We start from the raw sequence: 18,903 nt of genomic DNA, 5'->3' as shown, positions 1-18,903 counted from the left end.
GCCGAAGCCCTGGAGGTTTGGACCTCCAGGGCTTTTGTCCTATTTTTATCGGCTGGCAGTGGCTTCGAGTGACTTCGATGCGAGGGAGACAGCAGTGCTCAAGGGTTTCCGCGACTTCATGATGCGCGGCAACGTGATCGACATGGCCGTCGGTGTGGTCATCGGTGCGGCCTTCACCGGGGTGGTGACCGGCTTCGTGTCGGCGTTCCTCACCCCGCTGGTCGGCGTGGTGGTCGGCGCGGCCGGCGACTTCAGCAAGTACGCCTTCACGGTGGCGGGCGTCACCTTCCCGTACGGCCAGTTCCTGAACGTGCTGATCGCGTTCCTCATGACCGCCGCGGTGCTCTACTTCTGCATCGTCCTGCCGGTGACCAAGGCCACCGCGAAGTACCTGCCGAAGAAGCCGAAGACCCCCAAGCGCCCCTGCCCCGAGTGCCTGACCGAGATCCCCGAGGCGGCCCGCCGCTGCTCGGCCTGCACCGCCCAGGTCGAGCCGCTGGTCGTCACCGCGCGTCTCTGACCGCCCGCACCGCGCGACGGGGGCCTGATTTCGCTCCGGCGCGGTGCTTGGTTTACGATGGTGCGTCGGCTCACTCGTAGCGTGTTTCGGCACGCCCTCGACCGGCAGGTCGAGGTGAAGCCTGGTTCGCACGAGCGTTCCGCATACGGTAGCCGGACCCGAAGGGTGGATCTCGCAGTTCATGGCTAAGAAGCAAGGCGCCATTGAGATCGAGGGCACCGTGATCGAGTCTCTTCCGAACGCGATGTTCAAGGTCGAGCTGCAGAACGGTCACAAGGTCCTCGCGCACATCAGCGGCAAGATGCGCATGCACTACATCCGCATCCTCCCGGACGACCGGGTCGTGGTGGAGCTCAGCCCCTACGACCTGACCAGGGGCCGGATCGTCTACCGATACAAGTAATCCCGTCAGATCTAGACCCCGGAGAACCTGAGTCATGAAGGTCAAGCCGAGCGTCAAGAAGATCTGCGACAAGTGCAAGGTGATCCGCCGCCACGGCCGGGTCATGGTGATCTGCGACAACCTGCGCCACAAGCAGCGCCAGGGCTGATCTCTCCAGCATTTCTCGTAGTACCTTCGCGCGACGCGAAAACGTCATAAGCGGGTCGCCCGATCCTTCCACCGGAAGGACTGCCACCCCCGGTCAGAGGCCGGGGCTCCCTCACCGTGAGGTGTCGGAGTAGGCGGCACGCAAGACCTCTGAAGAAGCACAGGAGCCTTGAATGGCACGCCTCGCCGGCGTTGATCTCCCCCGTGAGAAGCGGATCGAGATCGCCCTCACCTACGTGTACGGCATCGGCCGTACCCGCGCCCAGCAGACCCTGGCCGAGACCGGCGTCAACCCGGATGTCCGCGTTCGCGACATCTCCGAGGACGACCTCGTCAAGCTGAGCCAGTACATCGACGCCAACTACACGGTCGAGGGTGACCTCCGCCGTGAGGTGGCCGCCGACATCCGCCGCAAGGTCGAGATCGGCTGCTACGAGGGTCTGCGTCACCGCCGTGGCCTGCCGGTCCGCGGCCAGCGCACCCACACCAACGCGCGTACCCGCAAGGGCCCGCGTCGCGCGATCGCCGGTAAGAAGAAGCCGGGCAAGAAGTAGTCCGTCCCGTAACCGGACATCCCTCCGGCCCGCGGGTCAGCGGACCGACCACCTCAGTAGGAGAACAGACTTATGCCCCCCAAGGGTCGTCAGGCTGCCGGCGCGAAGAAGATCCGCCGCAAGGAAAAGAAGAACGTCGCTCACGGCCACGCGCACATCAAGAGCACGTTCAACAACACGATCGTCTCGATCACCGACCCCTCGGGCAACGTGATCTCCTGGGCCTCCGCCGGCCACGTCGGCTTCAAGGGCTCGCGCAAGTCCACCCCGTTCGCCGCGCAGATGGCCGCCGAGGCCGCTGCCCGTCGCGCGCAGGAGCACGGCATGCGCAAGGTCGACGTCTTCGTGAAGGGTCCGGGCTCCGGCCGCGAGACCGCGATCCGTTCGCTCCAGGCCACCGGCCTGGAGGTCGGCTCGATCCAGGACGTCACCCCCACCCCGCACAACGGCTGCCGTCCGCCGAAGCGCCGCCGCGTCTGACCCGGTGCCCCTGAGGGGGCGTCCGGGCGCGCAGGTCGCTTGAAACCTGGTACGGGCTCCTGTTCTTCGCAGGAGCCCGTACGCTTGGTCCTGTCGGCATCAAATAGTGGGTGCCGAAGACAACTGGAGGAACACCTCTCATGCTGATCGCTCAGCGTCCCTCGCTGACCGAAGAGGTCGTCGACGAATTCCGCTCGCGGTTCGTGATCGAGCCGCTGGAGCCGGGCTTCGGCTACACCCTCGGCAACTCCCTTCGCCGTACGCTCCTGTCGTCGATCCCGGGTGCCGCTGTCACCAGCATCCGCGTCGACGGCGTCCTGCACGAGTTCACCACCGTGCCGGGCGTCAAGGAGGACGTCACCGACCTCATCCTCAACATCAAGCAGCTGGTCGTCTCCTCGGAGCACGACGAGCCGGTCGTGATGTACCTGCGCAAGCAGGGCCCGGGTGTGGTCACCGCCGCCGACATCGCGCCCCCGGCCGGTGTCGAGGTGCACAACCCCGAGCTGGTCCTCGCCACCCTGAACGGCAAGGGCAAGCTGGAGATGGAGCTGACCGTCGAGCGCGGTCGCGGCTACGTCTCCGCCGTGCAGAACAAGGCCTCCGGCCAGGAGATCGGCCGCATCCCGGTCGACTCGATCTACAGCCCCGTGCTGAAGGTCACCTACAAGGTCGAGGCCACCCGAGTCGAGCAGCGGACCGACTTCGACAAGCTGATCGTCGACGTCGAGACCAAGCCCGCCATGCGCCCGCGTGACGCCATGGCCTCGGCCGGCAAGACCCTGGTGGAGCTGTTCGGTCTCGCCCGCGAGCTGAACATCGACGCCGAGGGCATCGACATGGGCCCGTCCCCGACGGACGCCGCCCTGGCCGCCGACCTGGCGCTGCCGATCGAGGAGCTGGAGCTCACCGTTCGGTCGTACAACTGCCTCAAGCGCGAGGGCATCCACACCGTGGGTGAGCTCGTCGCCCGCTCCGAGGCCGACCTGCTCGACATCCGCAACTTCGGTGCGAAGTCGATCGACGAGGTCAAGGCGAAGCTGGCCGGCATGGGCCTGGCGCTCAAGGACAGCCCGCCCGGGTTCGACCCGACCGCCGCCGCCGACGCCTTCGGCGCCGACGACCTGGACGACGCGGGTTACGCGGAGACCGAGCAGTACTAGGAGTTTGACGGCGGGGGCGGCCCGCGAGGCCGCCCCCGCCCTCATGAGAAGCCGTACGGGCACAGTGCCCGTACGCCCGCTGCGGTACCTGATACGGCCGCAGTCGGAGATTCGAGGAGTAATCCCATGCCGCGTCCCACCAAGGGTGCCCGCCTCGGCGGCGGCCCGCACCACGAGCCGCTGCTGCTCGCCGGTCTGTGCCGGGAGCTGTTCCAGTACGGCCGCATCACCACGACCGAGGCCAAGGCCCGTCGGATGCGCCCGCTGGCGGAGAAGCTGATCACCAAGGCGAAGAAGGGCGACATCCACAACCGTCGCCTGGTGCGCAAGACCATCACCGACGTGTCGGTGCTGCACACCCTCTTCACCGAGATCGCCCCGCGCTACGAGAACCGCCCGGGTGGCTACACCCGTATCACCAAGATCGGTCCCCGTCGTGGCGACAACGCCCCGATGGCCGTGATCGAGCTGGTCGAGGCGCTGACCGTCGCGCAGACCGCCGTGGGTGAGGCCGAGGCCGCCACCAAGCGCGCGGTCAAGGAGGCCGAGGTCAAGGCCGAGGAGACCAAGGCCGACGAGGCCGAGGCCGCCGAGCAGGCCTGACACCCCTAGGTGTCCCGCGGGCCCGCTTCCCCACCCGTTGGGGGAGCGGGCCCGTTCCCGTACCCGAGCCCGGGGCCAGGTCCCGGTGACCCGCGGCCCGTTCCCCGAGGGAGTAGAAGTGGCAACCGACTGCGCCGAGCAGCCCCCCGTGAAGGACGGCCCGGCCGACGGGTACGTCCGGATCCGGCTGGACCTCGCCTACCAGGGCGCCGAGTTCTCCGGCTGGGCCCGTCAGCGCGGGCGCCGCACGGTGCAGGAGGAGATCGAGAGCGCGCTCCAGATCGTCACCCGCAGCTCCGAGCCCTACCCGCTGACCGTGGCCGGCCGCACCGACGCCGGGGTGCACGCGCGCGGCCAGGTCGCCCACGTGGACCTGCCGCGGGAGCTGTGGGCCGTCCACGGCGAGAAGCTGCTGCGCCGGCTGGCGGGCCGGCTGCCCGGCGACGTCCGGATCTACCGGGTGGGCGAGGCCCCCGCGGGCTTCGACGCGCGCTTCTCCGCGATCTGGCGCCGGTACGCCTACCGGGTGGCCGACCACCCCGGCGGGGTCGACCCGCTGCTGCGCGGGCACGTCCTGTGGCACGACCGGCCGCTGGACGTCGACCGGATGAACGAGGCCGCGAAGCTGCTGCTCGGCGAGCACGACTTCGCCGCGTACTGCAAGAAGCGCGAGGGCGCCACCACCATCCGCACCCTGCTGGAGCTGCACTGGGACCGCGTGCCGGTGGACGCCTACGCCGCCCAGGAGGGCTCGCTGGCGGTCGCCACCGTCCGGGCCGACGCCTTCTGCCACAACATGGTCCGGGCGCTGGTCGGCGCGATGCTGCTGGTCGGCGACGGGCACCGGCCGGTGGAGTTCCCCGGCGAGGTGCTGGCCGGCGGGGTGCGCAACTCCGCCGTCAACGTCATCCGGCCGTACGGGCTGACGCTGGAGGAGGTCGGCTACCCGGCCGACGACCAGCTCGCGGAACGCAACCGGCAGGCCCGCCGGATGCGCACGCTGCCCGGGCAGCCGCAGCCCCAGGGCTGAGGACCCGTCTTCAAATCCCCGCCGGCCGGGCGGACGACGGGGATTTGAAGACGGGCCCTAATCCGTTTGGGCCTGTGGGCGCGGCTTGGGACAATCGCACCCATGGGACACGTCGAGATTTCACACCTTGAGTACTACCTGCCGGACGGGCGGGTGTTGTTCGACGACGCGTCCTTCCGGGTGGGCGAGGGCGCCGCGGTCGCCCTGGTGGGCGCCAACGGCGCCGGCAAGACCACCCTGCTGCGCATGATCGCGGGCGACATCCAGCCGCACGGCGGCTCGGTGACCATCAGCGGCGGGCTCGGCGTGATGCGCCAGTTCGTGGGCACCACCGGCCGCGAGGACCAGAAGGAGACGCCGGGCGCGCTGCCCGCCGACGCCTCGGTCCGCGACCTGCTGGTCTCGGTCGCCCCCGAGCGGATCGCGGTCGCGGCCCGCGCGGTGGACGCGGCGGAGCTGGCGATGATCGCCCAGGACGACGAGAAGACCCAGATGGCGTACGCCCAGGCGCTCTCCGACTGGGCGGACGTCGGCGGCTACGACTACGAGACCGACTGGGACGTCTGCACCATGGCGGCCCTCGGCGTGCCCTTCGACAAGGCGCAGTGGCGCGGGCTGAACACCCTCTCCGGGGGCGAGCAGAAGCGGCTCGTCCTGGAGGCGCTGTTCCGCGGCCCGGAGGAGGTGCTGCTGCTGGACGAGCCGGACAACTACCTGGACGTCCCCGGCAAGCGCTGGCTGGAGGAGACCATCAAGGCCACCTCCAAGACCGTGCTGTACATCTCCCACGACCGCGAGCTGCTCTCCTGCACCGCGCAGAAGATCATCAGCGTCGAGTCGGGCGCGGCCGGCAGCAGCGTCTGGGTGCACGGCGGCGGCTTCGACTCCTTCCACGAGGCCCGCAAGGACCGCTTCGCGCGCTTCGAGGAGCTCGGCCGCCGCTGGGACGAGGAGCACGCCAAGCTGAAGAAGCTGGTGGTCACGCTGCGCCAGGCGGCCTCGGTCAGCCACGCGCTGGCCACCCGCTACGCGGCAGCCCAGACCCGGCTGAAGAAGTTCGAGGAGGCCGGCCGGCCGGAGGAGCCGCCGCGCGAGCAGAGCATCACCATGCGGCTCAAGGGCGGGCGCACCGGCGTCCGGGCCTTCACCATGGAGCGGCTGGAACTCACCGGCCTGATGCAGCCGTTCGACCTGGAGGTCTTCTACGGCGAGCGGATCGGCGTGCTCGGCTCCAACGGCTCCGGCAAGTCGCACTTCCTGCGGCTGCTCGCCGGGGACGACACCGTCGCGCACACCGGCGGCTGGAAGCTCGGCGCCCGGGTGGTGCCCGGCCACTTCCGCCAGACCCACGCCCATCCCGAGCTGTTCGGGCGCACCGTGCGCTCGATCATCGAGGAGGAGCACGCGCTCAGCCGCGGGGCGGCGATGGGCGTGCTGCGCCGGTACGAACTGGACCGCCAGGAGGAGCAGAAGTTCGAGTCGCTGTCCGGTGGACAGCAGGCCCGGCTGATGATCCTCAAGCTCGAACTCTCCGGCGTGACCGCCCTGTTGCTCGACGAGCCGACCGACAACCTGGACCTGGAGAGCGCCGAGGCGCTGCAGGCCGGTCTGGAGGCCTTCGAGGGCACGGTGCTCTGCGTGACCCACGACCGCTGGTTCGCCCGCACCTTCGACCGCTTCCTGGTGTTCGGCGCGGACGGCAGGGTCTACGAGTCGCCCGAGCCGGTCTGGGACGTGTCGCGCGTCGAGCGCGAGCGCTGACCGTCCGCCGGGCGGCTCCGGGCGGCGTTTTTGACCCGCCCGGAGCCGCCCGGTAGTCTGGGTGCTTGTTGTGCGTATTGGCTCGCTCTATCTCACGTGAGAGGTCGGTACGCCGGAGATACCAGGTCGACGACCGGCGGTCCCCCTTGAATTGCGTCCAAGGCGGTCCGGGCCGATCCCTCGTCCGGGTGCTCCTGTCAGGACTCACTCACTGAAAAGCGAAGGCTACGACCGTGCGTACGTACAGCCCCAAGCCCGGCGACGTCCAGCGTCAGTGGCACGTCATCGACGCGACCGACGTCGTGCTCGGCCGCCTGGCCTCCCAGGCCGCCAACCTCCTCCGGGGCAAGCACAAGGCGATCTACGCGCCGCACGTTGACACTGGTGACTTCGTCATCATCATCAACGCCGACAAGGTGCACCTCTCGGGCAACAAGAAGACCCAGAAGCTGGCGTACCGCCACAGCGGCTTCCCGGGCGGTCTCCGCTCGGTCCGCTACGACGACCTCCTGGCGAACAACCCGGAGAAGGCCGTCGAGAAGGCCATCAAGGGCATGATCCCCAAGAACAGCCTGGGCCGTCAGATGCTCTCGAAGCTGAAGGTCTACTCGGGCGACCAGCACCCCCACGCTGCCCAGCAGCCGGTGCCGTTCGAGATCACCCAGGTCGCGCAGTAATCCCGGCCACCAAGCCCCCCATCACTGAAAAGAGCTGAGGAACACCGTGGCCGAGACCACTGAAACCCTTGAGGTCGACTTCGACGAGACCGTCGTCGAGGGCGAGTACACCTCCGAGGAGAGCTACACCTCCGAGTCGCTGGCCGGCCGCTTCGGCGAGGCCGTCCCGGGCGCCGGCCTGGGCCGTCGCAAGGAGGCGATCGCCCGCGTGCGCATCGTCCCCGGCACCGGCCAGTGGAAGATCAACGGTCGCACCCTTGAGGACTACTTCCCCAACAAGGTGCACCAGCAGACCGTGAACGAGCCCTTCAAGCTGCTGGAGCTCGACGGCCGTTACGACATCGTCGCCCGCATCTCGGGTGGCGGCGTCTCCGGCCAGGCCTACGCGCTGCGCCTCGGCGTGGCCCGTGCCCTGAACGAGGCCGACGTGGACAACAACCGCGGCGCCCTCAAGAAGGCCGGCTTCCTGACCCGTGACGCCCGCGCCGTCGAGCGCAAGAAGGCCGGTCTGAAGAAGGCCCGCAAGGCGCCGCAGTACAGCAAGCGCTAATTGCGCCCCAGGGGTGCGTACCGCCCTGGTGGTGCACACCCCTGGATGCGCTCCCACGCCCCGGAGTACCTCGTGTACTCCGGGGCGTCGTGCTCCCCGGCCGTTGTGCGGTGGCCGGGGAATCGATCAGATTACTGCCAGCAGCAGCGGCGATGTGAGGACGGGACAGTGGGACGACTCTTCGGTACGGACGGCGTACGTGGTGTGGCCAACGAGGGGCTGACGGCGGAGCTGGCGCTCGGCCTGTCGGTGGCGGCGGCGCACGTGCTCGGTGAGGCGGGGGCGTTCGACGACCACCGCCCGGTCGCCGTGGTCGGACGCGACCCCCGGGCCTCCGGCGAGTTCCTGGAGGCCGCGGTCATCGCGGGCCTGGCGAGCGCCGGCGTCGACGTGCTGCGGGTCGGTGTGCTGCCCACCCCGGCGGTGGCGTACCTCACCGGTGCGCTCGGCGCCGACTTCGGTGTGATGCTCTCCGCGAGCCACAACGCCATGCCCGACAACGGCATCAAGTTCCTCGCCCGCGGCGGCCACAAGCTGGACGACCGGATCGAGGACGCCATCGAGGCGCACTACCGCACCTACTCGGTCGGCAGTGAGGACTGGAAGCGCCCCACCGGTGCCGCGGTCGGCCGCGTCCGCGAGTACACCGAGGGCTTCGACAAGTACGTCGCCCACCTGATCGGGGTGCTCCCCAACCGCCTGGACGGCATCCGGGTCGTCATCGACGGCGCGCACGGCGCGGCCGCCCGGGTCGCCCCCGAGGCCTTCGCCCGGGCCGGCGCCGAGGTCGTCCACACCCTGGGGACGGAGCCCACCGGCCTCAACATCAACGACGGCGTCGGCTCCACCCACCTGGACCGGCTGCGCGCCACGATGAAGGAGTTCCAGGCCGACCTGGGCATCGCCCTGGACGGCGACGCCGACCGCTGCCTGGCCGCCGACGCCGTCGGCGACGAGGTGGACGGCGACCAGATCATCGCGATCCTGGCCGTCGCCATGAAGGAGGCCGGCACCCTGCGCCGCAACACCGCGGTCGCCACCGTGATGTCCAACCTGGGCTTCAAGCTGGCGATGGAGCGCGAGGGCATCGACCTGGTGGAGACCGCCGTCGGCGACCGCTACGTGCTGGAGGCGATGAAGGAGCACGGCTTCGCGCTGGGCGGCGAGCAGTCCGGCCACGTGATCCTGCTGGACCACGCCACCACCGGCGACGGCACCCTCACCGGCCTGATGCTGGGCGCCCGGCTGGCCGCCACCAAGCAGCCGCTGGCCGACCTGGCCGCCGTGATGACCCGGCTGCCGCAGGTGCTGATCAACGTCAAGGGCGTGGACAAGAGCCGGGTGCGGACCAGCGAGGGCCTGGCCGGGGCGGTCGCCGCGGCCGAGGCCGAGCTCGGCTCCACCGGCCGGGTGCTGCTGCGCCCCTCCGGCACCGAGCCGCTGGTGCGGGTCATGGTCGAGGCCGCCGACGAGGCGCAGGCCGAGACGGTCGCGCAGCGGCTGGCCGAGGCGGTCCGCACCCACCTGGGCTGACGCCCGGGCCGTGGTGAACCCGCGGGCCCCCGTCGTACGGACGCGTACGGCGGGGGCCCGCGGGCTGTCCGGCGGACGATCCCTCAGAGCTTGCGCAGCAGTGCGCGGCGGACCTTGTGGTCCTGACCCTTCTGCAGGATCAGGGTGGCCCGGCCCCGGGTCGGCAGCACGTTCTCCAGCAGGTTGGGCTTGTTGATGGTGCGCCAGACCTGCCGGCCGTACTCCATCGCCTCCTCCTCCGGCACCTCGGTGAAGCGGCGGAAGTAGGAGTTCGGGTCCTGGAAGGCGGTCTGCCGCAGCTTGCGGAAGCGGTTCAGGTACCAGTTCTCGATGTCGTCGGTGCGGGCGTCGACGTAGATGGAGAAGTCGAAGTAGTCGGCCACCGCGAGCCGGGTGCGCCCGTCGGTGCCGGGCAGGGCCGGCTGGAGGACGTTCAGGCCCTCGACGATCAGGATGTCCGGGCGCTCCACGGTGAGCTTCTCGTCGGGCACGATGTCGTACACCAGGTGCGAGTAGACCGGCGCGGTCACCCGCTCCTTGCCGGCCTTCACGTCCGCGACGAAGCGCATCAGCGCGCGGCGGTCGTACGACTCGGGGAACCCCTTGCGGGCCATCAGGCCGCGGCGGCGCAACTCGGCGTTGGGCAGCAGGAAGCCGTCCGTGGTGACGAGTTCGACCCGGGGGTGCTCGGGCCAGCGGGCCAGCAGGGCCTGCAGCAGCCGGGCCGTGGTGGACTTGCCGACCGCCACCGAGCCGGCCACCCCGATGATGAACGGGGTCCGGGTGCGCTCGGTGTCGGGCGTGTCCAGGAAGGTGCCCAGCGCGCCGCGCAGGTCGTGCGTGGCGTGGATGTAGAGGTTCAGCAGCCGGGACAGCGGCAGGTAGACGTCCCGCACCTCGTCCAGGTCGAGGGCGGTGCCGAGGCCCCGCAGCCGCTCCACCTCGTCGGCGCTGAGCGGCAGCGGCGTTCGCTCGCGCAGCGCGCTCCACTCCGCCCGGCTGAGGTCCACGTAGGGGGACGGCGACGGGCCGGGCGTGGCGGCGCCCCGCGTACAGAGTTCGGTCAGCACATGCTCCATTGTGGGCCGTAGCGGCGTTCACGGTCCTTGTGGTTTCGGTCACGCACTGTGGACGAAGCGGGCGATTGGGGCCCCCGGAGCGGCCTTATGCTGGCACGCATGTGCGGAATCGTTGGATACGTGGGCTCGCAGCCCGCGCTCGATGTAGTAATCGCAGGTCTGCAGCGACTGGAGTACCGGGGCTACGACTCGGCCGGTGTCGCGGTGCAGACCCAGGACTCCGACGGGCAGTGGAGTCTGGTCACCGACAAGCGGGCGGGCAAGCTCGCCAACCTTGAGAAGTCGCTCGCCGAGGCCCCTCTCCCCGGCGGCACCACCGGCATCGGCCACACCCGCTGGGCCACCCACGGCGGCCCGACGGACGCCAACGCCCACCCGCACCTGGACGACGCCGTCCGGGTCGCGGTGGTCCACAACGGCATCATCGAGAACTTCGCCCAGCTGCGGGCGGAGATCGCCGAGCGCGGCCACACCCTGCGCTCCGAGACCGACACCGAGGTCGTCGCCCACCTGCTGGGCGAGGTGTACGAGGGCGACCTCGCCGAGGCCATGCGGATCGTCTGCCGCCGCCTCGACGGTGCCTTCACGCTGGTCGCCGTGCACGCCGACGCCCCCGACGTGGTGGTCGGCGCGCGCCGCAACTCGCCGCTGGTCGTCGGCCGCGGCGAGGGCGAGAACTTCCTCGCCTCGGACGTCGCCGCGTTCATCTCGCACACCCGCGAGGCCATCGAGCTGGGCCAGGACCAGGTCGTCGAGCTGCGCCGCGACGTCGTCACGGTGACCAACTTCGACGGCACCCCGGCGGACGTGCGCGAGTACCACGTCGACTGGGACGCCTCGGCCGCCGAGAAGGGCGGCTACGACTACTTCATGCTCAAGGAGATCGCCGAGCAGCCGAAGGCCGTCGCCGACACCCTGCTCGGCCGGATCGGCACCGACGGCCGGCTGACCCTGGACGAGCTGCGGATCTCGGACGCGGACCTGCGCTCGGTCGACAAGGTCGTCATCGTCGCCTGCGGCACCGCCTTCCACGCCGGCATGATCGCCAAGTACGCGATCGAGCACTGGACCCGCATCCCCTGCGAGGTCGAGGTCGCCTCGGAGTTCCGCTACCGCGACCCGATCCTGGACGAGCGCACCCTGGTCATCGCGATCTCGCAGTCCGGCGAGACCATGGACACCCTGATGGCCCTGCGCCACGCCCGCGAGCAGGGCGCCAAGGTGCTGGCGATCTGCAACACCAACGGCTCCACCATCCCGCGCGAGTCGGACGCGGTGCTGTACACCCACGCCGGCCCGGAGGTCGCGGTCGCCTCGACCAAGGCGTTCCTGACCCAGCTGGTGGCCTGCTACCTGGTGGCGCTGTACCTGGGCCAGGTCCGCGGCACCAAGTGGGGCGACGAGATCTTCGCCGTCATCAAGGAGCTCGGCGACGCGCCCAAGCACATCGAGCAGGTCCTGGAGACCATGGAGCCGGTGCGCGAGCTGGCCCGCTCCCTGGCGGACGCCCGTTCGGTGCTGTTCCTGGGCCGCCACGTGGGCTTCCCGGTCGCCCTGGAGGGCGCGCTGAAGCTCAAGGAGCTCGCGTACATGCACGCCGAGGGCTTCGCGGCCGGCGAGCTGAAGCACGGCCCGATCGCGCTGATCGAGGACGGCCTGCCGGTCGTCGTCGTGGTGCCCTCGCCGCGCGGCCGCTCGATCCTGCACGACAAGATCGTCTCCAACATCCAGGAGATCCGGGCCCGCGGCGCGCGCACCATCGTGATCGCCGAGGAGGGCGACGAGGCGGTCGTGCCGTACGCCGACCACCTGATCCGCATCCCGGCCACGCCGACGCTGCTCCAGCCGCTGGTCTCCACCGTGCCGCTGCAGGTCTTCGCCTGCGAGCTCGCCACGGCCAAGGGCCACGAGGTCGACCAGCCGCGCAACCTGGCCAAGTCGGTCACCGTCGAGTAGTCCTCGACCCCTCCCTCACTCCGGGCCCCCGCGGTGGCTGCGTCCTACCGCAGGGGCCCGGTGTCGAGTTTGAACGAGAACGGCGCCGGCAGGTCGAGCGGTTCGCCGAACGGCACCCGGGTGGCGTCGGTGTAGTCGCCCTCCACCAGCTGGGTGAAGAGCGTGACCAAGCCTTCTCCGCGGTCCACCAGCAGGTAGCACGGGATGCCCGCAGCGGCATAGCCGCGTCGCTTCTGTACCCGGTCCTTGTGCGGATTGGTGGAGGTGACCTCGAAAACCAGGAGCACCCCGGACGGGTCCGCCCACGGCTCGGCGTTCTTGAGCCAACCGACCGGGCACACCGTACCGTCCGGGACGAACCTCCCGCCGGGCGTGATCAGCCCCTTCGTCCCGGAGACGTGGACATCGATCTCCGCGTCACGGAGCAACTGTCGGTTGACGAACGCGAACGCGGACTCATGGTTTCCGTCCGGTGGCGGTGTCACGACGATCTCCCCCTCGATGAGCTCCGCCCTGTAACCCGGCGGGGTGTCCAGCGCCAGGAACATCTGGAGGAGGTCCTCGCCTCCGGGCGCGGGCGGTTCGACTGCCGGCATGGCGACCATGGCCCTTCTCCCTCCTGCTGGTCCGTGCCGGGCGCCAGGTTAGGCGTGCGGACCGGAGCCGGTGGGGGATCGACGTGGGTGTCACCCGAAAGTGTGCCGCAAGGCCACGGGCCCCGGGGGGAGGCCGGTCGCGTAGCGTCGGCGGTGGTCGTCGTCCACCGTCGTCAGGCAGGGGTCCCGTCATGCGCAACGCTCACCGTGTCGACCAGGTCCGGGCCGCCGAGGCCGCGCTGATGGCCCGGCTGCCCGAGGGCACCCTGATGCAACGGGCCGCCACCGGGCTGGCCGTCACCTGCGCCGGGCTGCTGAAGGGCCGTCGCGGCCGGGTGACCGGGAGCCGGGTGGTGGTGCTCGCGGGCAGCGGTGACAACGGGGGTGACGCCCTGTACGCCGGAGCGGCGCTGGCCCGGCGCGGGGCCCGGGTCACCGCGGTGCTGCTGGCGCCCGGGCGCGCCCACGCCGGAGGCCTCGCGGCCCTGCGGGCGGCGCACGGGCGGGTGGTGGACGGGGTCGCGGACCAGGAGGTCGGCCTGGCCGACTTCTCGCGCGCGGACCTGGTGCTGGACGGCATCGTCGGCATCGGCGGCCGCGGCGGGCTGCGGCCGGCGGCGCTGCCGTACGCCCGGGCCGCGCGGCGCGGGACGCTGGTGGCCGTGGACGTGCCGAGCGGGGTGGACGCCGACACCGGGGAGGTGGCCGGCGAGGCGCTGCGGGCGGACGTGACGGTCTGCTTCGGCACGTACAAGCCGGGGCTGCTGATCGACCCGGGGGCCTCCTACGCGGGGGTGGTCCGGCTGGTGGGGATCGGCCTGGAGCTGCCCGAGGCCGGGGTCTCGGCGCCGGGGCACGCGGACGTGGCGGCGCTGCTGCCGGTGCCGTCCGCCGAGAGCGACAAGTACCGGCGGGGCGTGGTCGGCGTCGCGGCGGGCTCGGCGCGCTACCCGGGGGCGGCGCTGCTGGCGGTGGCCGGGGCGCTGCGCGGCGGTGCGGGCGCGGTGCGGTACGTCGGCTCGGCGGCCGAGGAGGTGGTGCGGCGGTTCCCGGAGACGCTGGTCACCGAGGGCGGGCCGGCCGGGGCCGGGCGGGTGCAGGCCTGGGTGGTCGGACCGGGCGGCGGCGAGGGGGCGCGGCAGTCGCTGGCGGAGGCGCTGGCGGCCGACGTCCCGGTGCTGGTGGACGCCGACGGGCTCACCGAGCTGGCCCGGCTGGGGCCCCGGGCGCTGGCCGGGCGGACGGCGCCGACGCTGCTCACCCCGCACACCGGGGAGGCGGCCCGGCTGCTGGCGGGCGTGGACGGGTCGGCGCCGCCGTCCGCCGACGGGCCGGCCGCCGCCCGGCTGGCCACCGCGCGCCGGCTGGCCGCCGCGTACCGGGCGACCGTGCTGCTCAAGGGCTCGACCACGGTGATCGCCGACCCGGCGGGGACGGTCCGGGTGAACCCCACCGGCACCCCCTGGCTGGCCACCGCCGGCAGCGGCGACGTGCTGGCCGGCCTGGCCGGCTCGCTGCTCGCCGCGGGTCTGCCGCCGCTGGACGCGGCCTGCGCCGCCGCCTACCTGCACGGCCTGGCCGGCCGGCGGGCGGCCGGCGCCCGCGGCCCGGCGGGGGCCCCGGCGACCGCCATGGAGGTGGCCGGTGCACTGCCCGGGGTGTGGCGGGACGTACGCTCCGACGCGGGGGAGGACGAAGGCTGAGCCAGGCCCCTTCGCACCGGAAGTCGGCAGGTCCGACGCCCGGCGCGCGGGGCCGTCACCAAGGGCGCCGGGGCGCCGCGCCGACGGGGCGTACGGCGGGGACCTCGGGACGTCTGGGAGACTGACCCTGATGACAACTGCGAACACGACCGGCACGGCCACCCTCACCGACGGCGAACGGGCCGAGGCGACCATCGATCTGGCCGCCCTGCGCGGCAACCTGGACGCGCTGCGCGAGCGCGTCGGGCGCGCGGCGGTGATGGCCACGGTCAAGGCGGACGGCTACGGCCACGGCGCCCTCCGGTGTGCCCGTGAGGCGGTCGCCGCGGGCATCGGCTGGATCGGCACGGCCACGCCCGAGGAGGCGCTCGCCCTGCGCGCCGGCGGCATCCGGCCGGAGCAGGCCCGGGTGCTCTGCTGGCTGTGGACGCCGGGCGGCCCGTGGCGCGAGGCGCTGCTCGCGGACGTCGACATCTCCGTCAGCGCCCACTGGGCGCTGGACGAACTGCTGGCCGCCGTCCGGGAGACCGGGGTGCCGGCCCGGGTGCACCTGAAGGCCGACACCGGCCTCGGCCGCAACGGCTGCCAGCCGCACGACTGGCCCGCTCTGGTCGCCGCCGCCCGCCACGCCGAGGCCGAGGGCCTGCTGCGGGTGGTCGGCGTCTGGTCGCACTTCGCGGCCGCGGACGAGCCGGGCCACCCCTCCATCCGCGCCCAGCTGGACTCCTTCGCCGCCGCCCTGGCCCACGCCGAGGCCGCCGGGGTGCGCCCCGAGGTCCGGCACATGGCCAACTCCCCGGCGACCCTGCTGCTGCCCGAGTCCCACTTCGACCTGGTGCGCACCGGGCTGGCGATGTACGGGCTCTCGCCGGTGCCGGAGGTCGGCACGCCGGCCGACTTCGGGCTGCGCCCGGTGATGTCGCTGACCGCCCGGCTGGCGCTGGTCAAGCATGTCCCGGGCGGCCACGGGGTGAGCTACGGCCACCACTACGTCACCCCCGGCCCGACGACGCTCGGTCTGGTCCCGGTCGGCTACGCGGACGGCGTCCCCCGGCACGCCAGCGGGGTCGGCCCGGTGCAGATCGCGGGCAAGTGGCGCACGGTGGCCGGCCGGGTGGCGATGGACCAGTTCGTGGTCGACCTCGGCGGGGAGACGCCGCCGGTCGGCGAGGAGGTGCTGCTGTTCGGCAGCGGCGAGCACGGCGAGCCGACCGCCGAGGACTGGGGCCGCGCCTGCGGCACCATCTCGTACGAGATCGTGACCCGGATCGGCGCCCGGGTGCCGCGCCGGTACGTCGGCGGCCTCGCCCCGGCCGCCGGGGACCCCGGGGCATGAGCGGGGAGGCCGGGGGCTCGTCCGGGGTGAGCCGGGCGGGGCTGATCGGGATCTCGGTCGGCGTGGTCGCGGCCGGCGCCGCCGCCGGGGTGGCGATCGAACGCCTGACCGTCGGCCGGGCGATGCGCCGCCGGGCCCGCGCCGAGCTGGACGCCAACGCGCCGTACGGCTCGCTGCGCGGACGCCCGCGCACGGTGGCCGCCCCGGACGGCACCGAGCTGTACGTCGAGGTGGACGAGGCCCGGGAACCGGCCGGCCCCGGGGAACCGGAGCCGCTCACGGTGGTGTTCTGCCACGGCTACTGCCTCAACCAGGACAGCTGGCACTTCCAGCGGGCGGCGCTGCGCGGCGAGGTGCGGACGGTCTTCTGGGACCAGCGCAGCCACGGCCGCTCCGAGCGCTCCCGCTCCTACCTGGCCGGCGGCCCGGCCAGCATCGACGAGCTCGGCGGGGACCTGGAGGCGGTGCTCGACACGGTCGCGCCGAGCGGCCCGGTGGTCCTGGTCGGGCACTCGATGGGCGGCATGACGGTGATGGCGCTGGCCGACCGCCGCCCCGGGCTGTTCCACGACCGGGTGGCCGGGGTGGCGCTGATCGGGACCCTGGCGGGCGACTGGGACGCGGTGACCCTCGGCCTGCCGGCGGTGGGCGCCCGGCTGCTGCGCAAGGTCGCGCCGGGGATGGTCCGGCTGCTGGGGCGCCAGGTCGAGCTGGTCGAGGCGACCCGGCGGTTCGGCGCCGACCTGGCCGCGGTGCTGTACCGGCGGTTCTCCTTCGGCGGCAAGGACGTCGACCCGGGCGTGGCCCGCTTCGCCGAGCAGCTGCTGGACGCCACCCCGATCGACGTGGTCGCCGAGTTCTACCCGGTCTTCGCCGCGCACGACAAGCACGCCGCCCTGGGCGCCCTGCGCGGCATCCCGACCCTGGTGCTGGCGGGGACGAAGGACCTGCTCACCCCGCCCGGGCACAGCGAGGCGATCGCCGAACGGCTGCCCGGCGCCGAACTGGTGCTGGTCGAGGACGCCGGGCACCTGGTGATGCTGGAACGCCCGGATCTGGTCGACCGCTGCCTGGCCGACCTCCTGGAGCAGGCCGCCCGCCACCGCGACGCGGCCCCGCCGCCCCCGGCCCCGCGCGAACGCGCCGCCGACTGACGCCCGGTGGCTCCGGTGGCTCCGGCGAGGGGCCACCGCCCGTCCGGACGGGCCCGGCCCACCGGCGTGCGCCGTCCGCGGGCGGGCGGGCGGAGCGGAGGGCGGAGCGGTGCCCGGAGCACGGCCGGGCGCGGATGTGGCACCGTAGCGGGGGCGGTGCCGGCGGTCGGCACCCGCCGTACGGACCGAAGGGCATGACACGCGCATGGGCTCGCACGCCACTCTCACCGTCGCCACCCCCGAGCGGATGGGCCGGCTCGGCCGGGAGCTGGCCGCGCTGCTGCGGCCGGGGGACCTGGTGCTGCTCTCGGGCGAGCTGGGGGCCGGGAAGACCACGCTGACCCGCGGGCTGGGGGAGGGCCTGGAGGTCCGGGGCGCGGTCACCTCGCCGACCTTCGTGATCGCCCGGGTGCACCCCTCGTTGGTCGGCGGCCCGGCCCTGGTGCACGTGGACGCGTACCGGCTGGGCGGGGACCTCGACGAGATGGAGGACCTCGACCTGGACGTCTCGCTGCCGGAGTCGGTGGTGGTGGTCGAGTGGGGCGAGGGCAAGGTCGAGCGCCTCTCCGAGGACCGGCTGGAGGTGCGGATCGAGCGCGCCCTCGGCGAGGAGGCCGACGCCGACGCCGACCTGGACCCGCGCCGGGTCTCGCTCACCGGTCTCGGCCCGCGCTGGGACGGCGTGGACCTGGCGGTGCTGGCGTAGGGGCGTGCGGCCGGCCGGAGGTGCCGACGGTTTTGCCGACAGGCTGTCGGCAAGTGTTGCGGGCGGGGTGCCGGGCGTGGTGGGATGGGTGCTGCGGTTAGGTCTGCCTAACTAGGGAGGCGCCATGTCGAGCACCACCCCCGCCCCGGAGCGCGCGCCGCGCGACGCCCGGGCCGGAGAGCCCGTCCGTGCCGCGCAGGGCACGCAGATGCGGGCGCTGCTGGCCGCGTGCGCGGCCGCCGAGGCGGTGTCCACCCCGCCCGGGCCGGAGCGGTCCGACCCCGACCCGTCGCACGTCACCCCGCGGGCGGCCTGAGCCCGGCGGTCCTCGCTCCCCTTCGGGTCGTGCCCGCGGGCCGGGCCCGCGCGGGGTCAGGGGATCACGACCACCCGGGTGCCGTTGGGCGCGAAGTCCCAGAGCAGCTGGCCGTCCTGGCGGGTGCTGCGGATGCCCCCGGTCTTGCCCTTGGGGTCGGACTTGGGCGTGGCGCTCGCGGTGCCCTGGGCCGTGCCGCTCGGCGTGGGGGCCGGGGTGACCGGGTCGACGAGCGCGCTGAAGCCGAAGACCACGCCGTTCTGCTGGACGAACCGCACCACGTGCTCGATCCTGCGGCCGTCGGTGCCGGTGGTGGCGGGGGTGCGGCTGTACACCGGGTAGCTGCCCGGGTTGGGTTCCACGGTGCCGGGGGTGACCGCGAAGGCCGCGACCACCTGCGGGTTCTTCTTCGGGTCGACCAGCCAGACGTAGTGGCTGCCGGCCGAGTACACCACCCGCAGGCCGGTGCCGGAGTTGGCGGGCAGCGGCGGCACGGTCGGGGTGGCCGGGGCGGCCGGGGCCGTGGTGGTGGCCGGGCCCTCGGAGGCGGAGCCGGCGGCGGCGCTCGGCCGGGGGCCGCCCGCGCGCTCCTGCGCGCCGTTCGCCTGGAAGGCCAGCAGGCTGACCATCGCCAGG

21 protein-coding genes are annotated in these 18,903 nt (G+C 72.5%); 18 read left to right on the top strand and 3 right to left on the bottom strand.

Annotation, left to right across the window (positions count from 1 at the left end; all coding sequences use genetic code 11):
* Window positions 1–94 precede the first annotated feature (94 nt).
* From mscL to glmM, 12 genes are all read left to right on the top strand, one after another.
* Window positions 95–520, top strand: coding sequence for a large conductance mechanosensitive channel protein MscL (gene mscL / locus ACWEQL_RS18475; protein WP_452151323.1), 426 nt, complete (start codon window positions 95–97; stop codon window positions 518–520).
* A 181-nt stretch (window positions 521–701) separates the two neighbouring features.
* Complete coding sequence (gene infA, locus ACWEQL_RS18470; protein ID WP_003956442.1) at window positions 702–923, top strand: translation initiation factor IF-1; 222 nt, start codon at window positions 702–704, stop codon at window positions 921–923.
* 34 nt (window positions 924–957) lie between these two features.
* Entirely contained in the window at window positions 958–1,071 is a 114-nt protein-coding gene (rpmJ, locus tag ACWEQL_RS18465; protein ID WP_003956441.1) for a 50S ribosomal protein L36, read from the top strand.
* A gap of 172 nt (window positions 1,072–1,243) precedes the next feature.
* A complete protein-coding gene (rpsM, locus tag ACWEQL_RS18460) occupies window positions 1,244–1,624 on the top strand; it encodes a 30S ribosomal protein S13 (protein WP_188306769.1) in 381 nt (126 codons plus the stop codon).
* 72 nt (window positions 1,625–1,696) lie between these two features.
* A complete protein-coding gene (gene rpsK / locus ACWEQL_RS18455; protein ID WP_014136257.1) occupies window positions 1,697–2,104 on the top strand; it encodes a 30S ribosomal protein S11 in 408 nt (135 codons plus the stop codon).
* Between the two features lie 140 nt (window positions 2,105–2,244).
* On the top strand, window positions 2,245–3,267 hold the full coding sequence (locus ACWEQL_RS18450) for a DNA-directed RNA polymerase subunit alpha (protein ID WP_030232516.1): 1,023 nt from the start codon (window positions 2,245–2,247) through the stop codon (window positions 3,265–3,267).
* 126 nt (window positions 3,268–3,393) lie between these two features.
* A complete protein-coding gene (rplQ, locus tag ACWEQL_RS18445) occupies window positions 3,394–3,870 on the top strand; it encodes a 50S ribosomal protein L17 (protein WP_452151322.1) in 477 nt (158 codons plus the stop codon).
* Window positions 3,871–3,988: 118 nt separating this feature from the next.
* Complete coding sequence (gene truA, locus ACWEQL_RS18440) at window positions 3,989–4,900, top strand: tRNA pseudouridine(38-40) synthase TruA (RefSeq protein WP_452151321.1); 912 nt, start codon at window positions 3,989–3,991, stop codon at window positions 4,898–4,900.
* Window positions 4,901–5,002: 102 nt separating this feature from the next.
* Entirely contained in the window at window positions 5,003–6,661 is a 1,659-nt protein-coding gene (locus ACWEQL_RS18435; protein ID WP_452151320.1) for an ABC-F family ATP-binding cassette domain-containing protein, read from the top strand.
* Window positions 6,662–6,894: 233 nt separating this feature from the next.
* Entirely contained in the window at window positions 6,895–7,338 is a 444-nt protein-coding gene (gene rplM / locus ACWEQL_RS18430; RefSeq protein ID WP_030055846.1) for a 50S ribosomal protein L13, read from the top strand.
* Window positions 7,339–7,384: 46 nt separating this feature from the next.
* Window positions 7,385–7,888: a 30S ribosomal protein S9 gene (rpsI, locus tag ACWEQL_RS18425; RefSeq protein ID WP_452151319.1), complete on the top strand. Its 504-nt coding sequence runs from the start codon at window positions 7,385–7,387 to the stop codon at window positions 7,886–7,888.
* Window positions 7,889–8,056: 168 nt separating this feature from the next.
* A complete protein-coding gene (gene glmM / locus ACWEQL_RS18420) occupies window positions 8,057–9,421 on the top strand; it encodes a phosphoglucosamine mutase (RefSeq protein ID WP_452151318.1) in 1,365 nt (454 codons plus the stop codon).
* A gap of 83 nt (window positions 9,422–9,504) precedes the next feature.
* On the opposite strand, the gene coaA is transcribed toward glmM, so the two are convergent.
* Complete coding sequence (coaA, locus tag ACWEQL_RS18415) at window positions 9,505–10,500, bottom strand: type I pantothenate kinase (protein ID WP_452151317.1); 996 nt, start codon at window positions 10,498–10,500, stop codon at window positions 9,505–9,507.
* A 99-nt stretch (window positions 10,501–10,599) separates the two neighbouring features.
* Here coaA and glmS point away from each other — a divergent pair, with 99 nt between their 5' ends.
* The gene (glmS, locus tag ACWEQL_RS18410) at window positions 10,600–12,456 is read left to right on the top strand and encodes a glutamine--fructose-6-phosphate transaminase (isomerizing) (RefSeq protein WP_452151316.1); all 1,857 of its coding nucleotides are present in this window, start codon (window positions 10,600–10,602) and stop codon (window positions 12,454–12,456) included.
* A 44-nt stretch (window positions 12,457–12,500) separates the two neighbouring features.
* Here glmS and ACWEQL_RS18405 read toward each other — a convergent pair whose 3' ends face one another.
* Window positions 12,501–13,004, bottom strand: a complete 504-nt coding sequence (locus tag ACWEQL_RS18405) for a Uma2 family endonuclease (protein ID WP_452151315.1) — start codon at window positions 13,002–13,004, stop codon at window positions 12,501–12,503.
* A 239-nt stretch (window positions 13,005–13,243) separates the two neighbouring features.
* Here ACWEQL_RS18405 and ACWEQL_RS18400 point away from each other — a divergent pair, with 239 nt between their 5' ends.
* The 5 genes from ACWEQL_RS18400 to ACWEQL_RS18380 all read left to right on the top strand — a co-directional run bounded on the left by ACWEQL_RS18400 (window position 13,244) and on the right by ACWEQL_RS18380 (window position 18,267).
* A complete protein-coding gene (locus ACWEQL_RS18400; protein ID WP_452151314.1) occupies window positions 13,244–14,755 on the top strand; it encodes an NAD(P)H-hydrate dehydratase in 1,512 nt (503 codons plus the stop codon).
* A gap of 130 nt (window positions 14,756–14,885) precedes the next feature.
* Window positions 14,886–16,091, top strand: coding sequence for an alanine racemase (gene alr, locus ACWEQL_RS18395; protein ID WP_452151313.1), 1,206 nt, complete (start codon window positions 14,886–14,888; stop codon window positions 16,089–16,091).
* On the top strand, window positions 16,088–17,245 hold the full coding sequence (locus ACWEQL_RS18390) for an alpha/beta fold hydrolase (RefSeq protein WP_452151312.1): 1,158 nt from the start codon (window positions 16,088–16,090) through the stop codon (window positions 17,243–17,245). Before alr ends, ACWEQL_RS18390 begins: the two co-directional genes overlap by 4 nt.
* Before the next feature lie 205 nt (window positions 17,246–17,450).
* On the top strand, window positions 17,451–17,951 hold the full coding sequence (gene tsaE, locus ACWEQL_RS18385) for a tRNA (adenosine(37)-N6)-threonylcarbamoyltransferase complex ATPase subunit type 1 TsaE (protein ID WP_452151311.1): 501 nt from the start codon (window positions 17,451–17,453) through the stop codon (window positions 17,949–17,951).
* Window positions 17,952–18,075: 124 nt separating this feature from the next.
* Entirely contained in the window at window positions 18,076–18,267 is a 192-nt protein-coding gene (locus ACWEQL_RS18380) for a hypothetical protein (RefSeq protein ID WP_452151310.1), read from the top strand.
* A 56-nt stretch (window positions 18,268–18,323) separates the two neighbouring features.
* Here ACWEQL_RS18380 and ACWEQL_RS18375 read toward each other — a convergent pair.
* Window positions 18,324–18,903, bottom strand: a 580-nt coding sequence (locus tag ACWEQL_RS18375) for a hypothetical protein (RefSeq protein ID WP_452151309.1), incomplete at its 5' end; no start/stop codon positions are given.

It is taken from the genome of Kitasatospora sp. NPDC004240 (assembly GCF_053603215.1).
This window is presented reverse-complemented; position numbering and strand designations above follow the sequence as displayed.

Bases quoted from the DNA above. Each gene is read 5' to 3' on its own strand.
- ACWEQL_RS18380 (WP_452151310.1), top strand. From the start codon at position 18,076: ATGTCGAGCACCACCCCCGCCCCGGAGCGCGCGCCGCGCGACGCCCGG.
- ACWEQL_RS18405 (WP_452151315.1), bottom strand. From the start codon at position 13,004: ATGTTCCTGGCGCTGGACACCCCGCCGGGTTACAGGGCGGAGCTCATC.
- rpsK (WP_014136257.1), top strand. From the start codon at position 1,697: ATGCCCCCCAAGGGTCGTCAGGCTGCCGGCGCGAAGAAGATCCGCCGC.
- rplQ (WP_452151322.1), top strand. From the start codon at position 3,394: ATGCCGCGTCCCACCAAGGGTGCCCGCCTCGGCGGCGGCCCGCACCAC.
- ACWEQL_RS18400 (WP_452151314.1), top strand. From the start codon at position 13,244: ATGCGCAACGCTCACCGTGTCGACCAGGTCCGGGCCGCCGAGGCCGCG.
- coaA (WP_452151317.1), bottom strand. From the start codon at position 10,500: ATGGAGCATGTGCTGACCGAACTCTGTACGCGGGGCGCCGCCACGCCC.
- infA (WP_003956442.1), top strand. From the start codon at position 702: ATGGCTAAGAAGCAAGGCGCCATTGAGATCGAGGGCACCGTGATCGAG.
- glmS (WP_452151316.1), top strand. From the start codon at position 10,600: ATGTGCGGAATCGTTGGATACGTGGGCTCGCAGCCCGCGCTCGATGTA.
- rpmJ (WP_003956441.1), top strand. From the start codon at position 958: ATGAAGGTCAAGCCGAGCGTCAAGAAGATCTGCGACAAGTGCAAGGTG.
- ACWEQL_RS18450 (WP_030232516.1), top strand. From the start codon at position 2,245: ATGCTGATCGCTCAGCGTCCCTCGCTGACCGAAGAGGTCGTCGACGAA.
- rpsM (WP_188306769.1), top strand. From the start codon at position 1,244: ATGGCACGCCTCGCCGGCGTTGATCTCCCCCGTGAGAAGCGGATCGAG.
- ACWEQL_RS18390 (WP_452151312.1), top strand. From the start codon at position 16,088: ATGAGCGGGGAGGCCGGGGGCTCGTCCGGGGTGAGCCGGGCGGGGCTG.
- alr (WP_452151313.1), top strand. From the start codon at position 14,886: ATGACAACTGCGAACACGACCGGCACGGCCACCCTCACCGACGGCGAA.
- ACWEQL_RS18435 (WP_452151320.1), top strand. From the start codon at position 5,003: ATGGGACACGTCGAGATTTCACACCTTGAGTACTACCTGCCGGACGGG.
- tsaE (WP_452151311.1), top strand. From the start codon at position 17,451: ATGGGCTCGCACGCCACTCTCACCGTCGCCACCCCCGAGCGGATGGGC.